Consider the following 13,028-nt stretch of genomic DNA (forward strand, 5'->3'; position numbering starts at 1 on the left):
GGGCAGTGACGGCGGCGGGTCGTTTCCGGGGCTAGCCGAACTGGGCGGTGATCCGGGTGAACTCCCAGTCGGGTTGCGCGATGCTGGAGCAGTCGGAGCTGAGCGGGCCGCCGGCGCAACCGCGGTCGCGGTTGACCGACCAGAACGCCAGCCGGGCCAGGCCGCGGGCCTCGGCCCAGTCGCGGATCGAGGTCCACTGCGCGGTCGTGGTGATCTCGTTCTGGTCCGAGCGGCCGTTCATACCGGAGATGCCCATGTGCGCGTACGCGGTGGCGTCCGACCAGCCGAACGCGGTCTTCAGCGCGTTCTTCAGGCCCTCGGAGGAGCTGACCGTGCTCGCGTACATGTCGGCACCGCCGCCGAAGTTGAACGGCATGATGGTCCAGACGTCCACATTGGCCTGAAGGGCGGCGCCCTGGTTGATCAACCGGGTGCCCCACCACGAAGGCCCGGACGTGGCCGTCGGGATCGTCACTATGGTCTTCAGGTTCGGGTTGTTCTGCTTGAGGATCTTCAGCGCGCCGAGGATCCGGTCCTGCACGACCTCGCTCTCGAACTCGTCCGTGTTCTCCACGTCGAGGTCGATGGCCTTGAGGCTGTACGTGCTGATCACCGATTGCAGCGCGCCGGCCAGCGCTGCGGCCGACGAGCAGTTCGGGCCGAGCTTGTTGCCGCTCCAGCCGCCGACCGACGGGATGATGTCGCCGCCGGCGGCCCGGATGGCCGCGATCTGCTGCGCGTCGCCGGCGCTGTTGATCGGCCGGTTGCCGTCCCAGGACGCCACACAACCGCCGCCGGAGAGCACGAACGCCTTGGTGAACCACTTGATGCCGGTCGCCGACATCACCGTGGTCATGTTCGGCACGTTGCCCCAGGAGTAGATGTACGGCGCCGCGATCTGCGTGCCGGCCGGGGGGTTGGTGCAGCCGGTGGTCGTGCCGGAGACCGCGCCGGACTTGGCCGACTCACCCTGGGCGTTGTACGCGGCCACCGTGTAGGACCGCGACGTGCAGGCCGGCAGGCTGCCGATCGTCGCGCTGGTGCCGGTGACCGTGGCGCGCACGGTCGTACCCTCGTAGACCCGGTAGCCGGTGACCGTGCCGCTGCTGGCGTTCCAGGCCACCGAGATGGAGTTGGCGGTGGTGCCGGTGACCCGCACGTTGCCCGGTGTCGGCGGTGCGCCCGGGTTGGTCGGCGGGCCGCCGGCACAGGACGAGCCGTTGACCGTGCAACTGGTCGGATCGCCGGTGCCGGCCGCGACGAAGCCGAAGCTGGCCGTCGCGTTCGGGCCGAGGGTGCCGTTCCAGCCCTTGTTGGTGAAGGTGAACCGCTGACCGCTGCGGGTCAGGTCGGCGTCCCAGAAGCTGCCGATCGAGGTGCCGCTCGGCAGGTCGAACGCCACGTTCCAGGAGGTGATGGTCGACGAAGTGTTGTTGGTGACGGTGAACCGCGCCTCGTAGCCGGAACCCCAGCTCGACGTGCGGACGAAGGCGGCGGTGGCCGCGGACGCGGCCGGCGCGACGGCCACCCCGACCGCCATGGCCGCGAGGGCCAGGGCGGCGGTGACCGCGAGCTGTCTGGTGAGTCTCACGATGCGCTCCTCAGGGGAGGGTGGCGAGGTGGGGGTCGACGGTGTTGGCGAACTGGTTGCCGTTGCTGACGTCCCAGTTGATCGACCAGGTCATCGCGCCACGGATGCCCGGATAGGTGCGCGGCGGGCGGAAGCTGCCGCAGTTGGTGCCCTTGGCCAGGCAGTCCAGGGCCTGGTTGACCAGGCTCGGCGAGACGACACCGCCACCGGCGGCGCCGGGTCCGGCGGGCAGGCCGAGCGCGACCTGGTCGGGCCGCAGCCCGGCTTCGAGCTGGATGCAGGCCAGCGCGGTCATGAAGTTGACCGTGCCCTGGCCGTACGCGAACGACTGGTCGCAGCCGAGCATCGAGCCGGAGTTGTAGAACTGCGTGTGTACGACGGTGAGGATGTCGCGGATGTCCAAGGCCAGCTTGAAGTAGGACACCGTCGGGTTTTGCATGTCGATCGTCTGCGGCGCCATCGTGATGATCAGGTTGGCGCCGACCCGGTTGCGCAGGTTGCGCAGCGCCTGGCCCATGAAGGTCGGGTTGAGGCCGTTCTCCAGGTCGATGTCGACCCCGTCGAAGCCGTACGACTGGATCAGGTTGAACATCGAGTTGCTGAAGTTGGTGGCGCTGGTGGCGTCGTTGACGGCCACCCGGCCGGCCTCGCCGCCGACCGAGAGGATCACCTTCTTGCCGCGGGAGTGCATGGTGGCGATGTCGGCCCGGAAGTCGGCGTCGGAGTAGCCGCCGAGCGCCGCGGACAGTCCGGAGTCGACGGCGAAGGTGACCGCACCGGGAGTCGTGGTCGCCTCGGCGAACGCCACTGCGATCAGGTCGTACGCCGCCGGGGTGTCCCGCAGCCGGAGCTCGACGGCCGGGTTGACGAAGTTGTGCCAGTAGCCGGTCAGGAAGTGCGCCGGCAGTGGGCCGGTCGAGCACCCGGTGGTGGTGCCGCTGACGGCCGCGCTGCGGGCCGACTCGCCGACGGTGTTGTACGCCGCGACCGTGTAGGTGCGGGACGCGCAGGCCGGCAGGCCGCTGATCGTGGCCGTCGTGCCGGTAACGGTCGCCCGGACGGTGCTGCCCTCGTAGACGCGGTAGCCGGTGACGGTGCCGGTGCTGGCGTTCCAGGCGAGTGCGATCGCGCTGCCGGTGGTGCCGGTGACCCGGAAGTTGCCGGGCGAGCCGGGCACCTGTGGCCCGGTGCCGCCGCTGGTGGTGCCGGTGACGGCGGCACTGCGGGCGGACTCACCCGCGGAGTTGTAGGCGGCCACGGTGTACGTGTGCGTGGTGTTGGCGACCAGCCCGCTGATCGTGGCGGACGTGCCGGTGACGGTCGCGCGGAGCGTGCTGCCTTCGTAGACCCGGTAGCCGGTGACCGTGCCGCTGCTGGCGCCCCAGGCGAGCGAGATGCTGGTCTGGGTGACTCCGGTGACGCTGGGCGCGCCCGGTGTGCCCGGCACCTGCGTGCCCGGGTCGGTGGTGCCGCCGCAGGACGCGCCGTTGAGCGTGCAGTTGGCCGGTGAGCCGGCGCCGGCGCCGATGAGCCCGAACGACGCGGTGCCGCCGGGTGCGAGGGTGCCGTTCCAGGACTTGTTGGTGAAGGTGAACCGCTGCCCGGAGCGCGTCATGTCCGCGTCCCAGAAGCTGCCCACGGAGCTGCCCGACGGCAGGTCGAAGGCGACCGCCCACCCGTTGACGGTGGTCGTGCCGCCGTTGGTGATCGTGTACTTGCCCTCCCAGCCGGTGCCCCAGTCGGAGGTCTTGACGAAGGTCGCGGTCGGTCCGGCGGCCAAGGCAGGCGAGGCCACCACGACAGCGGCCACCCCACCGAGCAGGGTGACCGCCGCGGTGACCATCAAGTTCCGCAAGCGCATAAAAGTCCTCCCCAGGCCCGCGCTTACATCGATAGATGGCCAATTATTAAGACTGTTTACAGATACTTGTCAATACCTAGTTCCGGAACTGGAACCAGTTGACGTTGACGAAGTCGTTCGGCTGGCCGCTGGTGAAGGTCAGGAAGACCGTGTGCGTGCCCGTGGTTGGGGTGATATTGCCCGGTATCGATCGCCAGCTCTGCCAGCCGCCGGTGTTGGCCAGGGCGAAGCTGCCGATCGGGGCGTTGCTCCGGCTGTCCAGCCGCACCTCGACCAAACCGCTGACCCCGCCGCCGGCGCCCGACGCCACGCGGGCGACGAAGTCGCGCGCCGGGGTAGAGCCGAAGTTGACGTTGTTGAACTGGACCCAGTCGCCGCTGCGGACCGCGCCGATGTTCTGGCCGCCCTCGCTGCACGCCTCGACGATCACGCCGCTCTGTGCGTTGAACGACTCGGCCTGGATCTGGTTGTACGCGCTGCCGCCGCCACCGGGCGGGTTGGTCGGTGGGTTCGTCGGCGGGTTGGTCGGGTTGGTCCCGCCGCCGCTCGTGTAGACCGCGACGTAGTCGACCAGCATCGGCCGGCCGGACACGGTGGACGCGGTCGGCGTGCCGGAGCCCGCGACGCCGTTGGGGAACGCGCCGCCCATGGCGACGTTGAGCAGGATGAAGTAGCCGGCGTGGCTGGTCATGTTGCTCCAGTGCGGCTCGCCGACCTGCGACTGCGTGACGGTGTGGAAGAGCTGGCCGTCCACGTACCAGCGGAGCTGTTGTGGGCTCACGCTCGTGTCCCACTCGAACCGGTAGGTGTGGAAGGCCGACTGGCACGAGGAACCGGGGCAGGCGCGGTTCGCGCCCAGGCCGTTGTTCTCGTTGCAGGGGCCACCCGGCGCGACTCCACAGTGGAGAACGGCCCAGACGGAGTTGATCCCGTTGACGTTCTCCATGATGTCGAACTCGCCGATGGCCGGCCAGTTCCAGTAGTTGCCCCGGTACGGCGCACCGAGCGCCCAGAACGCGGGCCAGTAGCCGGCGGCCGCAGCCCCGGTCACGTTGGGCATCTGGATGCGCCCCTCGATCCGCAGGATGCCGCCGGACGGGGGCTTGAAGTTGCTGCGTTGCGTCTCGACGCGGGCCGACGTCCACTGCCCTGAACTGTTGCGGACGGGAGTGATCCGCAGGTTGCCGGAGCCGTCCAGGCTCAGGTTGGACGTGCTGTTGGTGTAGGTCTGGATCTCGCCTGTGCCCCAGTTGGCTGGTCCGCCGGGATAGCTGGTGCCGGTGTCGATGATCCAGTTGGCCGAGGAGGGCAGGCTGTTGGCCGACCCGTTGAAGTCATCGCTCCAGGCCAGCGTCCACCCGGAGGGGGTGGCGGGCACGGAGGCGTTGGCGCTGACCGCGGCGGCGACGGCCGCGACAGTGATGGTGACGGTGGCGATCGACAACAGTGCGCGACGTTTCATGGGGCCTCTCTCTTGCCGGGGACGGTGTCGTGAGAGCGCTCTCAGAGCGTTCTAGCGCTTAACAGAGATGTTTGTCAATGCTTAGGGCCGGCTTAACAAATTGGTGCTCGCATTGAGGGTTGCGGGTGCGTCCATCTATGGTCCGGCCTGGATCGGTCGGTGCGGGACTTGGGCATGTGAGGTGTGGGGGCATGGCGCAACGGCAGGGTGCGTCCCGGCACCGGGCACCTGACCCGCTCGTGCCGAAGGTCGCTCGGCTGGCCAAGGCCGGCGAGCCCACGCTGCTCAAGCTGGTGCGCAACCGCCGGCAGTTGTTGATCGGCGCCGGCGCGGCCGTGGTCGCCACCGGCGCCGTCGGGTCCGCGGCCGCCGTGATGGGTGGCGGCGGCATCTCGGCCGCCCTGGGCGACTCCGCCACCTCGACCCGATCGCCGCGGGACGCCGGTGCGTTCGCCGACCGGGACGCGAGCTACACCCAGTCGTTGGGTGACTCCATCGACCTCGGCGCGGCCGGGCTGATGGACACCGCCGGTGCGGCCGCCGCGGCGGCGGCCAAGGCGACGCCGACCAACCCGAACCTGCTCAGCCGCGACCCGATCCTGCACCTGCTGCGGCGGGCCACCTTCGGGCCGACCCGCGTGCTGGTCGACGCGGCGGGCAAGACCGGCATCGACGAGTGGCTGGAGCAGCAGCTCAACCCGGGCAAGGTCGACGACCCGGTGGCGACCAAGGCGATGACCGCGTTCCCGACGGTCTCGATGAGCACCGCGCAGATCCGGCGCACGGTCAAGGACGGCGACTTCCAGGCGCAGTTCGAGCTCGGCCAGGCGACCATCGCGCGGCAGATGTGGAGCAGCCGCCAGCTATTCGAGGTGATGGTCGACTTCTGGTCGAACCACCTCAACGTGACCAACCCGTTCGACGGCGGTTGGGACGTGCGCACCTCGTACGACAACGACGTGATCCGCAAGCACGCGCTCGGCAAGTTCTCCGACATGCTCAAGGCCAGCGCCCGGCACCCGGCGATGTTGCGCTATCTCGACAACGCGGCCTCGGACCGACGGTCGGTCAACGAGAACTACGGCCGGGAGCTGCTGGAGCTGCACACCGTCGGGATCGACGGCGGCTACAACGAGAAGGACGTGCGCAACAGCGCGTACATCATGACCGGGCGCACGGTGACCGACGACGGGCAGTTCCGCTACGCGGCCGACCGGCACTGGGTCGACTCCGTCAAGGTGCTCGGCTTCAAGGACAAGAACCCATCGCGGTCCAAGGGCCTCGACGTCGGTGAGAAGTACCTGAAATACCTGGCCACGCACCCGTCGACCGCGAAGAACATCGCGCGCAAGCTGGCGGTGCGGTTCGTCTGCGACGCGCCGCCCAATGGCCTGGTGCAACGGCTCGCCGACACCTATCTGGAGAACGGCACCGCGATCGCGCCCGTGCTGCGGGTGCTGTTCCGGTCGCAGGAGTTCTGGATCGCGACCGGCATGAAGACCCGCCGGCCGCTGGAGAACTTCGTGGCCACCGCCCGGGCGCTGGGCGTGGCACCCGGTTCCGACACCCGCGCGGGCGTCGAGGGCCTGTACTTCATGACCCAGCGCTTCGGCAACGCGCCCATGGCGTGGGTTCCGCCGAACGGCTACCCGGACGTCGCGGCCGCCTGGCGGTCCGCGCACGCCACGCTCTCGCTGTGGAACGCGCACCGGGCGCTGATCGGCGGCTACGAGCGTGGGCTGTCGTACCCCAAGGTGGAGGGTCTGGTCGGCAAGCGGCCGGGCACCACCGGGCCGTACGTCGACAGCCTGGCGGACCGGCTCGTGTTCCAGAAGGTGAGCGCGGCGCATCGCAAGGCGCTGCTCACGTTCCTGTCCGCGAAGGACGGCACCGCCGTGAAGAACAGCAGCCTGGGCGGCAAGGTCGAGCACCTGGCGCCGCTGCTGCTCGACTCCATCTACCACGCACTGCGGTGAGGCCATGACTGTCGAGAATGGACCGCGTACGAGCGACGAGCTGGCCCGCCGTGGCCCGAACCTGCCGGAAGCGGCGATCCGGGTGCAGGCCGAGGCGGTCGCCGCGGACCTGGCGGCGCAGCGTGACCGGTGGCGCAAGGGTTTCACCCGGCGCCGCGTGCTGGCCGGTGCGGGCGCGGTCGGCGTGGCCAGCCTGGCCAACCAGGTGGTCACCACCCGGGTGGCGTTCGGCGCCCCGTCGAACACCAACCGCACGCTGGTCGTGGTCTTCCTGCGCGGCGGCATGGACGGCCTCTCGGTGGTCGTGCCGCGCGGCGACCGCAACTACCTGAACGCCCGTGGCGGCATCGGCGTGCAACCGGGCGCGCTGCTCGCCGGCGACGACCGGTTCGGCCTGCACCCGGGGCTCGCCCCGCTGGTGCCGTTCTGGGAGGCCGGCAAGATGGCCGCGGTGCACGCGGTCGCCTCGCCGGACGCCAGCCGGTCGCACTTCCAGGCGCAGGACTGCCTGGAGCGGGGTGCGGCCTCGACCGCGGTGCACACCGGCTTCCTCGACCGCGTGCTCGAACAACTCGGCCCCGGCACCACGTTCCGCGCCGTCGCCGAGGGCTCGGCGCTGCCCCGGTCACTGGTCGGTGGCCAGAGCAAGCTCGTGCTCCAGGGCATCCGCGACTTCGACCTGCGGGCCGGCAGCGGCATGCGGGAGAAGACGCTGACCGCGCTGAAGGCGCTCTACACCGGTGTCGGCGACCACCCGCTGGGCGGCCAGGCGGCCGAGACGCTCAAGTCCATCTCGACCGCTCGCAAGATCTCCCAAACCGACTACCAGGGCAGCGCGCAGTGGCCCGGCGGCGGCTTCTCCGACCAGCTCAAGGACGTCGCCCGGCTGATCAAGGCCAAGGTCGGCCTGCGGGTCGCGGCCGTCGACATCGGCGGCTGGGACATGCACACCAACATCGGCGGCCCGGACGGCGGCGACATGCGCAACCGGCTCAACGAGCTCGCCGGCGCGCTCGGCGCCTTCGCCACCGACCTCGGGTCCGCATTGGACAACACCTCGATCGTGACGATGAGCGAGTTCGGGCGCCGGGTCGAGGCCAACGGCAACTCCGGCCTCGACCACGGGCACGGCGGGCTCATGCTGCTGCTGGGCGGCGGCATGAACGGCGGCAAGGTGCACGGCCGCTGGCCGGGCCTGTCCGCCGGTGCCCTCGACCAGGGTGACCTGGCCGGCGCCAACGACTATCGCGATGTCATGACCGAGCTGCTCGGCGCCCGGATGGGCGTCAAGGACTGGAAGAAGATCTTCCCCGGGTACGAGGCGAAGAAGATCGGCGTCTTCCGCTGACTCAGCTCCGCAGGAAGTCCAGCACGTCCTTCTGGAACTTGTCCTGCTCGGTCGCGAAGAGCCCGTGCGGTGCGCCCGGGTAGACCTTCAGCTCGGCGTCCTTGACCAGCTTCACGGCCTTCTTCGAGGCGTCCGCGAACGGCACGATCTGGTCGTCGTCGCCGTGGATGAACAGCGTCGGCACGTCGATCGCCTTGAGGTCCGCCGTCTGGTCGGTCTCGGAGAACGCCTCGATGCAGTCGTACGCCCCCTTGATCCCGACGGTCATCGACTGCTCCCAGAAGTCGTCGAGGATGCCCTGGGAAACGTCGGAACCCTTGCGGTTCGCGCCGAAGAACATCGGGGCGAGGTCGTGGTAGAACTGCGAGCGGTCGTCCTTGACGCCCTCCCGGAGCTGGTCGAACACCTCGATCGGCAGCCCGTCCGGGTTCTTGTCGGTCTTCAGCATCAGCGGCGGGATCGCGCCGACGAGCAGCATCTTGGACACCCGGTCGGTGCCGTGCCGGCCTACGTACCGGGCGATCTCACCGCCGCCGGTGGAGTGCCCGACCAGGACGACGTCGTTCAGGTCGTTCTGCTCGATCACCTCGGCGAGGTCGTCCGCGTAGTGGTCCAGGTCGTTGCCCTCCCAGGGCTGGCTGGACCGCCCGCCACCGCGCCTGTCGTGCGCGATGCCGCGGAAGCCGTTGTCGGCGACCATCATCATCGTGTCGTCCCACGCGTCCGCGGTCAGCGGCCAGCCGTGGCTGAAGACGACGGGCTGTCCGCTGCCCCAGTCCTTGAAGAAGATGTCGGTGTTGTCGTTGGTGGAGACGTGTCCGGTGGTCATCGATTTCCCCCATGCGCGCTTCGGTCACAACTCGTTCCGACGCTACGGGCGGTATCCACGACCTTCTGGAGTTCAGGCGAGGTTGTGAACGGTGATGTCCTAGGCGACACCTGCGGCGTCGAGCAGGGCGGCGGCCGTCGTCACGCTCAACCCTTCCAGGCCCGTGCCGTACACGACGTTGCGGGCCGCCGAACCGTCGAACACCACGGTTAGCTGCCGCCCCAGCAGGTCGGGGTCGGCGACGCCGGCGGTGCGCGCCTCGTCCGCGAACCAGTCGGTCAGGCGCTGCTTGAAGTCACGGGCCACCGCGGTCGCGGGATGGGTGTGGTCGCGCAGGTCGGACGCGGTGTTGACGAACGGGCAGCCGGCGAACTCGGGCTGCCCGGCCAGGTCTTCCAGCACCCGGAAGACGTGCAGGATCCGCTCGCGGGGCCGGGTCTCGGTGTCGTCGGGGAGGAACGACGCGTGGGTGACCGGCCCGCTCGTCGCCAGCGCCTCGGCGACCAGCGCGTCCTTGGTCGCGAAGAGCTGGTACATCGACCGCTTGGACACCCCGGCGACCGAGCAGAGCCGTTCGACGCCGGTCGCGGTCACCCCTTCGCGGTAGAAGAGGTCGGCCGCCGTCGCCAGGAGGCGGTCACGGGGTGCCGGGGTTTTGCCTGTTGCCATCGCCACAGCGTAGCTCCGAATCTTGCGGTTGGAAAACGATCGGTTTACCTTGGCTGAAACCGATCGGTTTACCCCTCCGGAGGAGCGAAGATGCAGATCAACGGCGCTACGGTGCTGGTCACGGGTGGCAACCGCGGCCTGGGCAAGGCGTTCGTCGAGGAGTTCCTCGACCGGGGCGCGAAGACGGTCTACGCGGCGGCCCGCGACCCACGCACGGTCACGAACACGCGCGCGATCCCGATCCAGCTCGACGTGACCGACCGCGCGTCGATCGAGCGGGCCGCGGCCATCGCCGGTGACGTCACGCTGTTGGTCAACAACGCCGGCACCGACACCTACAGCCGCAGCTTCGTCGACGGGGACCGCGCCGACATCCAGCGCGAGTTCGACACCAACCTGTTCGGCCCGCTCGACGTCACCCGGGCCTTCGCCCCCGTGATCATCCGCAACGGCGGTGGGCACCTGCTCAACGTCGCCTCGGTGCTGTCCTGGCTGCCCAGCGGCGCGTACGGCGCGGCCAAGGCGGCGCTCTGGTCGGCCACCAACCACCTGCGCGCGGAGCTCGCGCCGCAGGGCGTGGGTGTGACCGGGCTCTACGTCGGCTACATCGACACGGACCTCGCGGCCCACGTCACGCTCCCCAAGAGCGACCCCAGGGTGGTCGCCCGGGCCGGCATCGACGGCATCGAGGCCGGCGTCGACGAGGTGCTGGCCGACGAGTTCACCCGCGCCGTCCGGGGCGCCATCGGCGCCGACCCGACCACATTGCTTTCCTGATTCCCCCGTTACCGGGCGGTGGTTCGGTTTGACCGGACCACCGCCCGGTTACACAAAGAGGCATGGGTGACAGGTGGTACCAGAAGGCCGTCGTGTACTGCCTCGACGTCGACACGTTCCAGGACTCCGACGGTGACGGCGTCGGCGACATACGCGGGCTGATCGGCCGGCTGGACTACCTGGCCCGGCTCGGGGTGACCTGCCTCTGGCTGCACCCGATCCACCCGACACCCGGCCACGACGACGGCTACGACGCGACCGACTTCTACGGCGTCGACCCGCGCATCGGCACGCTCGGCGACTTCGCGGAACTGTTGCACGAGGCCGACGACCGGGGCATCCGGGTGATCATCGACCTGGTGGTCAACCACACCTCCGACGAGCACCCGTGGTTCAAGTCCGCCCGTTCCTCGCCCGACTCGCCGTACCGGGACTGGTATGTCTGGAGCCAGACCGAGCCCGCGGACCGCAAGCAGGGCATGGTCTTCCCAGGCGAGCAGGACGAGACGTGGAGCTACGACCGCACCGCCAAGGCCTGGTTCTACCACCGGTTCTACAAGTTCCAGCCCGACCTCAACTTCGCCAATCCGGCGGTACGCGAAGAGATCAAGCGGATCATCGCGTTCTGGCTGCGCCTGGGCGTGAGCGGGTTCCGGATCGACGCGCTGCCGTTCATCGCCGAGCTGACCGAACCGGGCAATCCGGACTCGCCGAAGGATTTTGGCCTGGTCACCGAGTTGCGCCAGCACGCGCAGTGGCGCCGGGGCGACGCGGTCCTGCTGGCCGAGGCCAACGTCGAGCCGGCCCAGTTGGTCGAGTACTTCGGCTCCGGCGGCGACGCCAACGACCGGGTGCAGATGCTCTTCGACTTCATGCTCAACGGCCGGCTCGTGCTCGCGCTGGCCCGGGAGGACCCGGAGCAGCTCATCGATGCGCTGCGGGACACACCGCAACTGCCGCCGGGCGGGCAGTGGGCGACGTTCCTGCGCAACCACGACGAGATCGACCTGTCCCGGCTCACCACCGAACAGCGTTCCGAGGTGTACGCCGCGTTCGGCCCGGACGAGGACATGCGGATCTACGACCGGGGCATCCGGCGCCGGCTCGCCCCGATGCTGGGCAACGACCGGCGGCGCCTGGAACTGGCCTACGCACTGCAGTTCTCGCTGCGCGGCACGCCGGTGTTGCGTTACGGCGAGGAGATCGGGATGGGGGAGGACCTGTCGCTACATGGCAGGTTCGCGATCCGCACGCCGATGCAGTGGTCGACGCTGCCCAACGCCGGGTTCTCTACGGCGACGCCATTTCGCCCCGTCGTCTCCGGGGGAGAGTTCGGCTACGAGACCGTCAACGTCACCGCGCAGCGGCACGACCCGACCTCGCTGCTGGCCTGGTTCGAGCGGATGATCCGCACGCTGCGCGAGGCGCCCGAGGTCGGCGCCGGCTCGTGCACCCACGTCGACGTGCCGGTGCCCACCGGCGTGCTCGCGCACCGCGCCGACGGCCCGACCGGCTGCATGCTGTTCGTGCACAACCTCGGCCGCAAGATGGCCACGGTCGACCTGGGCAAGCTGGCGGCCGAGGCGGTCCAGCCCAACGACGTGCTGGCCGACCAGGAGTACGCGGAGGTGGGCGACCTGAGTGAGATCAGGGTCGCGGGTTACGGCTACCGCTGGATTCGGCTGAACCGGGCCCCTGCCGGTTGAGCGCGACGTCGGCTACTGTGCGGTAACCGAGCTAGGGAGGTCCGGGTAATGGCGGAGCGGGTAGCGGTCGTCACGGGTGCGGCGCGCGGCATCGGCGCGGCGACGGCACAGCGGCTGGCCGCCGACGGCCTCGCGGTCGCGGTGGTCGACCTCGACGAGACCGCGACGAAGTCCACAGTGGATGCGATCACGGCGGCGGGCGGCAAGGCCGTCGGCGTCGGCGCCGACGTGGCCGACCGCGAGCAGGTCGAGTCCGCGGTCGCCCGGATCGCCTCCGAGCTCGGCCCGCCGACCGTCCTGGTCAACAACGCCGGAGTGCTGCGCGACAACCTGATCTTCAAGATGACCGACGACGACTGGGACACGGTGCTCTCGGTTCACCTGCGCGGGGCATTCCTGGTCACCCAGGCCGTCCAGGCGCACATGGTGGCCGCCAAGTGGGGCCGGATCGTCAACCTGTCGAGCACGTCGGCGCTGGGCAACCGGGGCCAGGTCAACTACTCGGCCGCGAAGGCGGGCCTGCAGGGCTTCACGAAGACGCTGGCGATCGAGCTGGGCCGCTACAACGTGACGGCCAACGCGGTCGCACCAGGCTTCATCGAGACGGCGATGACCGCGGCCACCGCGGCCCGCATGGGCGTCGACTTCGAGCTGCTCAAGAAGGGCGCCGCGGAACAGATCGCGGTCAAGCGCGTCGGCCAGCCGGAAGACGTCGCCCACACGATCTCGTTCCTGGCCAGCGAGGGCGCGGGCTTCGTCAGCGGCCAGGTCATCTACGTGGCGGGCGGCCCAAGCTCGGGGCTCTAGGG

General features: G+C 69.6%; 10 protein-coding genes. 5 read left to right on the forward strand and 5 right to left on the reverse strand.

All coding sequences use genetic code 11. From position 1 onward, the window contains the following. Nucleotides 1-31 precede the first annotated feature (31 nt). From BLV39_RS16960 to BLV39_RS16970, 3 genes are all read right to left on the reverse strand, one after another. A complete protein-coding gene (locus tag BLV39_RS16960; protein WP_090793015.1) occupies nucleotides 32-1,591 on the reverse strand; it encodes a cellulose binding domain-containing protein in 1,560 nt (519 codons plus the stop codon). A 10-nt stretch (nucleotides 1,592-1,601) separates the two neighbouring features. Further along, a complete protein-coding gene (locus BLV39_RS16965; RefSeq protein WP_239083592.1) occupies nucleotides 1,602-3,452 on the reverse strand; it encodes a cellulose binding domain-containing protein in 1,851 nt (616 codons plus the stop codon). A 76-nt stretch (nucleotides 3,453-3,528) separates the two neighbouring features. Then, the gene (locus BLV39_RS16970) at nucleotides 3,529-4,914 is read right to left on the reverse strand and encodes a carbohydrate-binding protein (protein WP_090793018.1); all 1,386 of its coding nucleotides are present in this window, start codon (nucleotides 4,912-4,914) and stop codon (nucleotides 3,529-3,531) included. A 191-nt stretch (nucleotides 4,915-5,105) separates the two neighbouring features. On the opposite strand from BLV39_RS16970, the gene BLV39_RS16975 reads away from it, so the two are divergent. Then, the gene (locus tag BLV39_RS16975; protein ID WP_143049789.1) at nucleotides 5,106-6,890 is read left to right on the forward strand and encodes a DUF1800 domain-containing protein; all 1,785 of its coding nucleotides are present in this window, start codon (nucleotides 5,106-5,108) and stop codon (nucleotides 6,888-6,890) included. A 4-nt stretch (nucleotides 6,891-6,894) separates the two neighbouring features. Beyond that, entirely contained in the window at nucleotides 6,895-8,238 is a 1,344-nt protein-coding gene (locus BLV39_RS16980) for a DUF1501 domain-containing protein (protein ID WP_090793023.1), read from the forward strand. A gap of 1 nt (nucleotide 8,239) precedes the next feature. Here BLV39_RS16980 and BLV39_RS16985 read toward each other — a convergent pair whose 3' ends face one another. Then, nucleotides 8,240-9,067, reverse strand: coding sequence for an alpha/beta fold hydrolase (locus BLV39_RS16985; RefSeq protein ID WP_090793026.1), 828 nt, complete (start codon nucleotides 9,065-9,067; stop codon nucleotides 8,240-8,242). A 99-nt stretch (nucleotides 9,068-9,166) separates the two neighbouring features. Next, complete coding sequence (locus tag BLV39_RS16990; protein WP_090797440.1) at nucleotides 9,167-9,736, reverse strand: TetR/AcrR family transcriptional regulator; 570 nt, start codon at nucleotides 9,734-9,736, stop codon at nucleotides 9,167-9,169. Nucleotides 9,737-9,826: 90 nt separating this feature from the next. Here BLV39_RS16990 and BLV39_RS16995 point away from each other — a divergent pair, with 90 nt between their 5' ends. From BLV39_RS16995 to fabG, 3 genes are all read left to right on the forward strand, one after another. After that, on the forward strand, nucleotides 9,827-10,513 hold the full coding sequence (locus BLV39_RS16995) for an SDR family oxidoreductase (RefSeq protein ID WP_090793028.1): 687 nt from the start codon (nucleotides 9,827-9,829) through the stop codon (nucleotides 10,511-10,513). 62 nt (nucleotides 10,514-10,575) lie between these two features. After that, the gene (locus BLV39_RS17000; RefSeq protein WP_090793032.1) at nucleotides 10,576-12,219 is read left to right on the forward strand and encodes an alpha-amylase family protein; all 1,644 of its coding nucleotides are present in this window, start codon (nucleotides 10,576-10,578) and stop codon (nucleotides 12,217-12,219) included. 48 nt (nucleotides 12,220-12,267) lie between these two features. Then, nucleotides 12,268-13,026 carry a 3-oxoacyl-ACP reductase FabG gene (gene fabG / locus BLV39_RS17005; RefSeq protein ID WP_090793035.1) on the forward strand — a complete coding sequence of 253 codons (759 nt, stop codon included), beginning with the start codon at nucleotides 12,268-12,270 and terminating at the stop codon, nucleotides 13,024-13,026. Nucleotides 13,027-13,028: the final 2 nt, after the last annotated feature.

This window comes from Asanoa ishikariensis (assembly GCF_900107455.1).
In the GTDB taxonomy this organism is placed as follows: Bacteria; Actinomycetota; Actinomycetes; order Mycobacteriales; family Micromonosporaceae; genus Asanoa; species Asanoa ishikariensis.

Excerpts from the sequence above, each read along its gene's own strand:
- BLV39_RS16965 (WP_239083592.1), bottom strand. The coding sequence starts at position 3,452 with ATGCGCTTGCGGAACTTGATGGTCACCGCGGCGGTCACCCTGCTCGGT.
- BLV39_RS16970 (WP_090793018.1), bottom strand. The coding sequence starts at position 4,914 with ATGAAACGTCGCGCACTGTTGTCGATCGCCACCGTCACCATCACTGTC.
- BLV39_RS16975 (WP_143049789.1), top strand. The coding sequence starts at position 5,106 with ATGGCGCAACGGCAGGGTGCGTCCCGGCACCGGGCACCTGACCCGCTC.
- BLV39_RS16980 (WP_090793023.1), top strand. The coding sequence starts at position 6,895 with ATGACTGTCGAGAATGGACCGCGTACGAGCGACGAGCTGGCCCGCCGT.
- BLV39_RS16985 (WP_090793026.1), bottom strand. The coding sequence starts at position 9,067 with ATGACCACCGGACACGTCTCCACCAACGACAACACCGACATCTTCTTC.
- BLV39_RS16990 (WP_090797440.1), bottom strand. The coding sequence starts at position 9,736 with ATGGCAACAGGCAAAACCCCGGCACCCCGTGACCGCCTCCTGGCGACG.
- BLV39_RS16995 (WP_090793028.1), top strand. The coding sequence starts at position 9,827 with ATGCAGATCAACGGCGCTACGGTGCTGGTCACGGGTGGCAACCGCGGC.
- BLV39_RS17000 (WP_090793032.1), top strand. The coding sequence starts at position 10,576 with ATGGGTGACAGGTGGTACCAGAAGGCCGTCGTGTACTGCCTCGACGTC.
- fabG (WP_090793035.1), top strand. The coding sequence starts at position 12,268 with ATGGCGGAGCGGGTAGCGGTCGTCACGGGTGCGGCGCGCGGCATCGGC.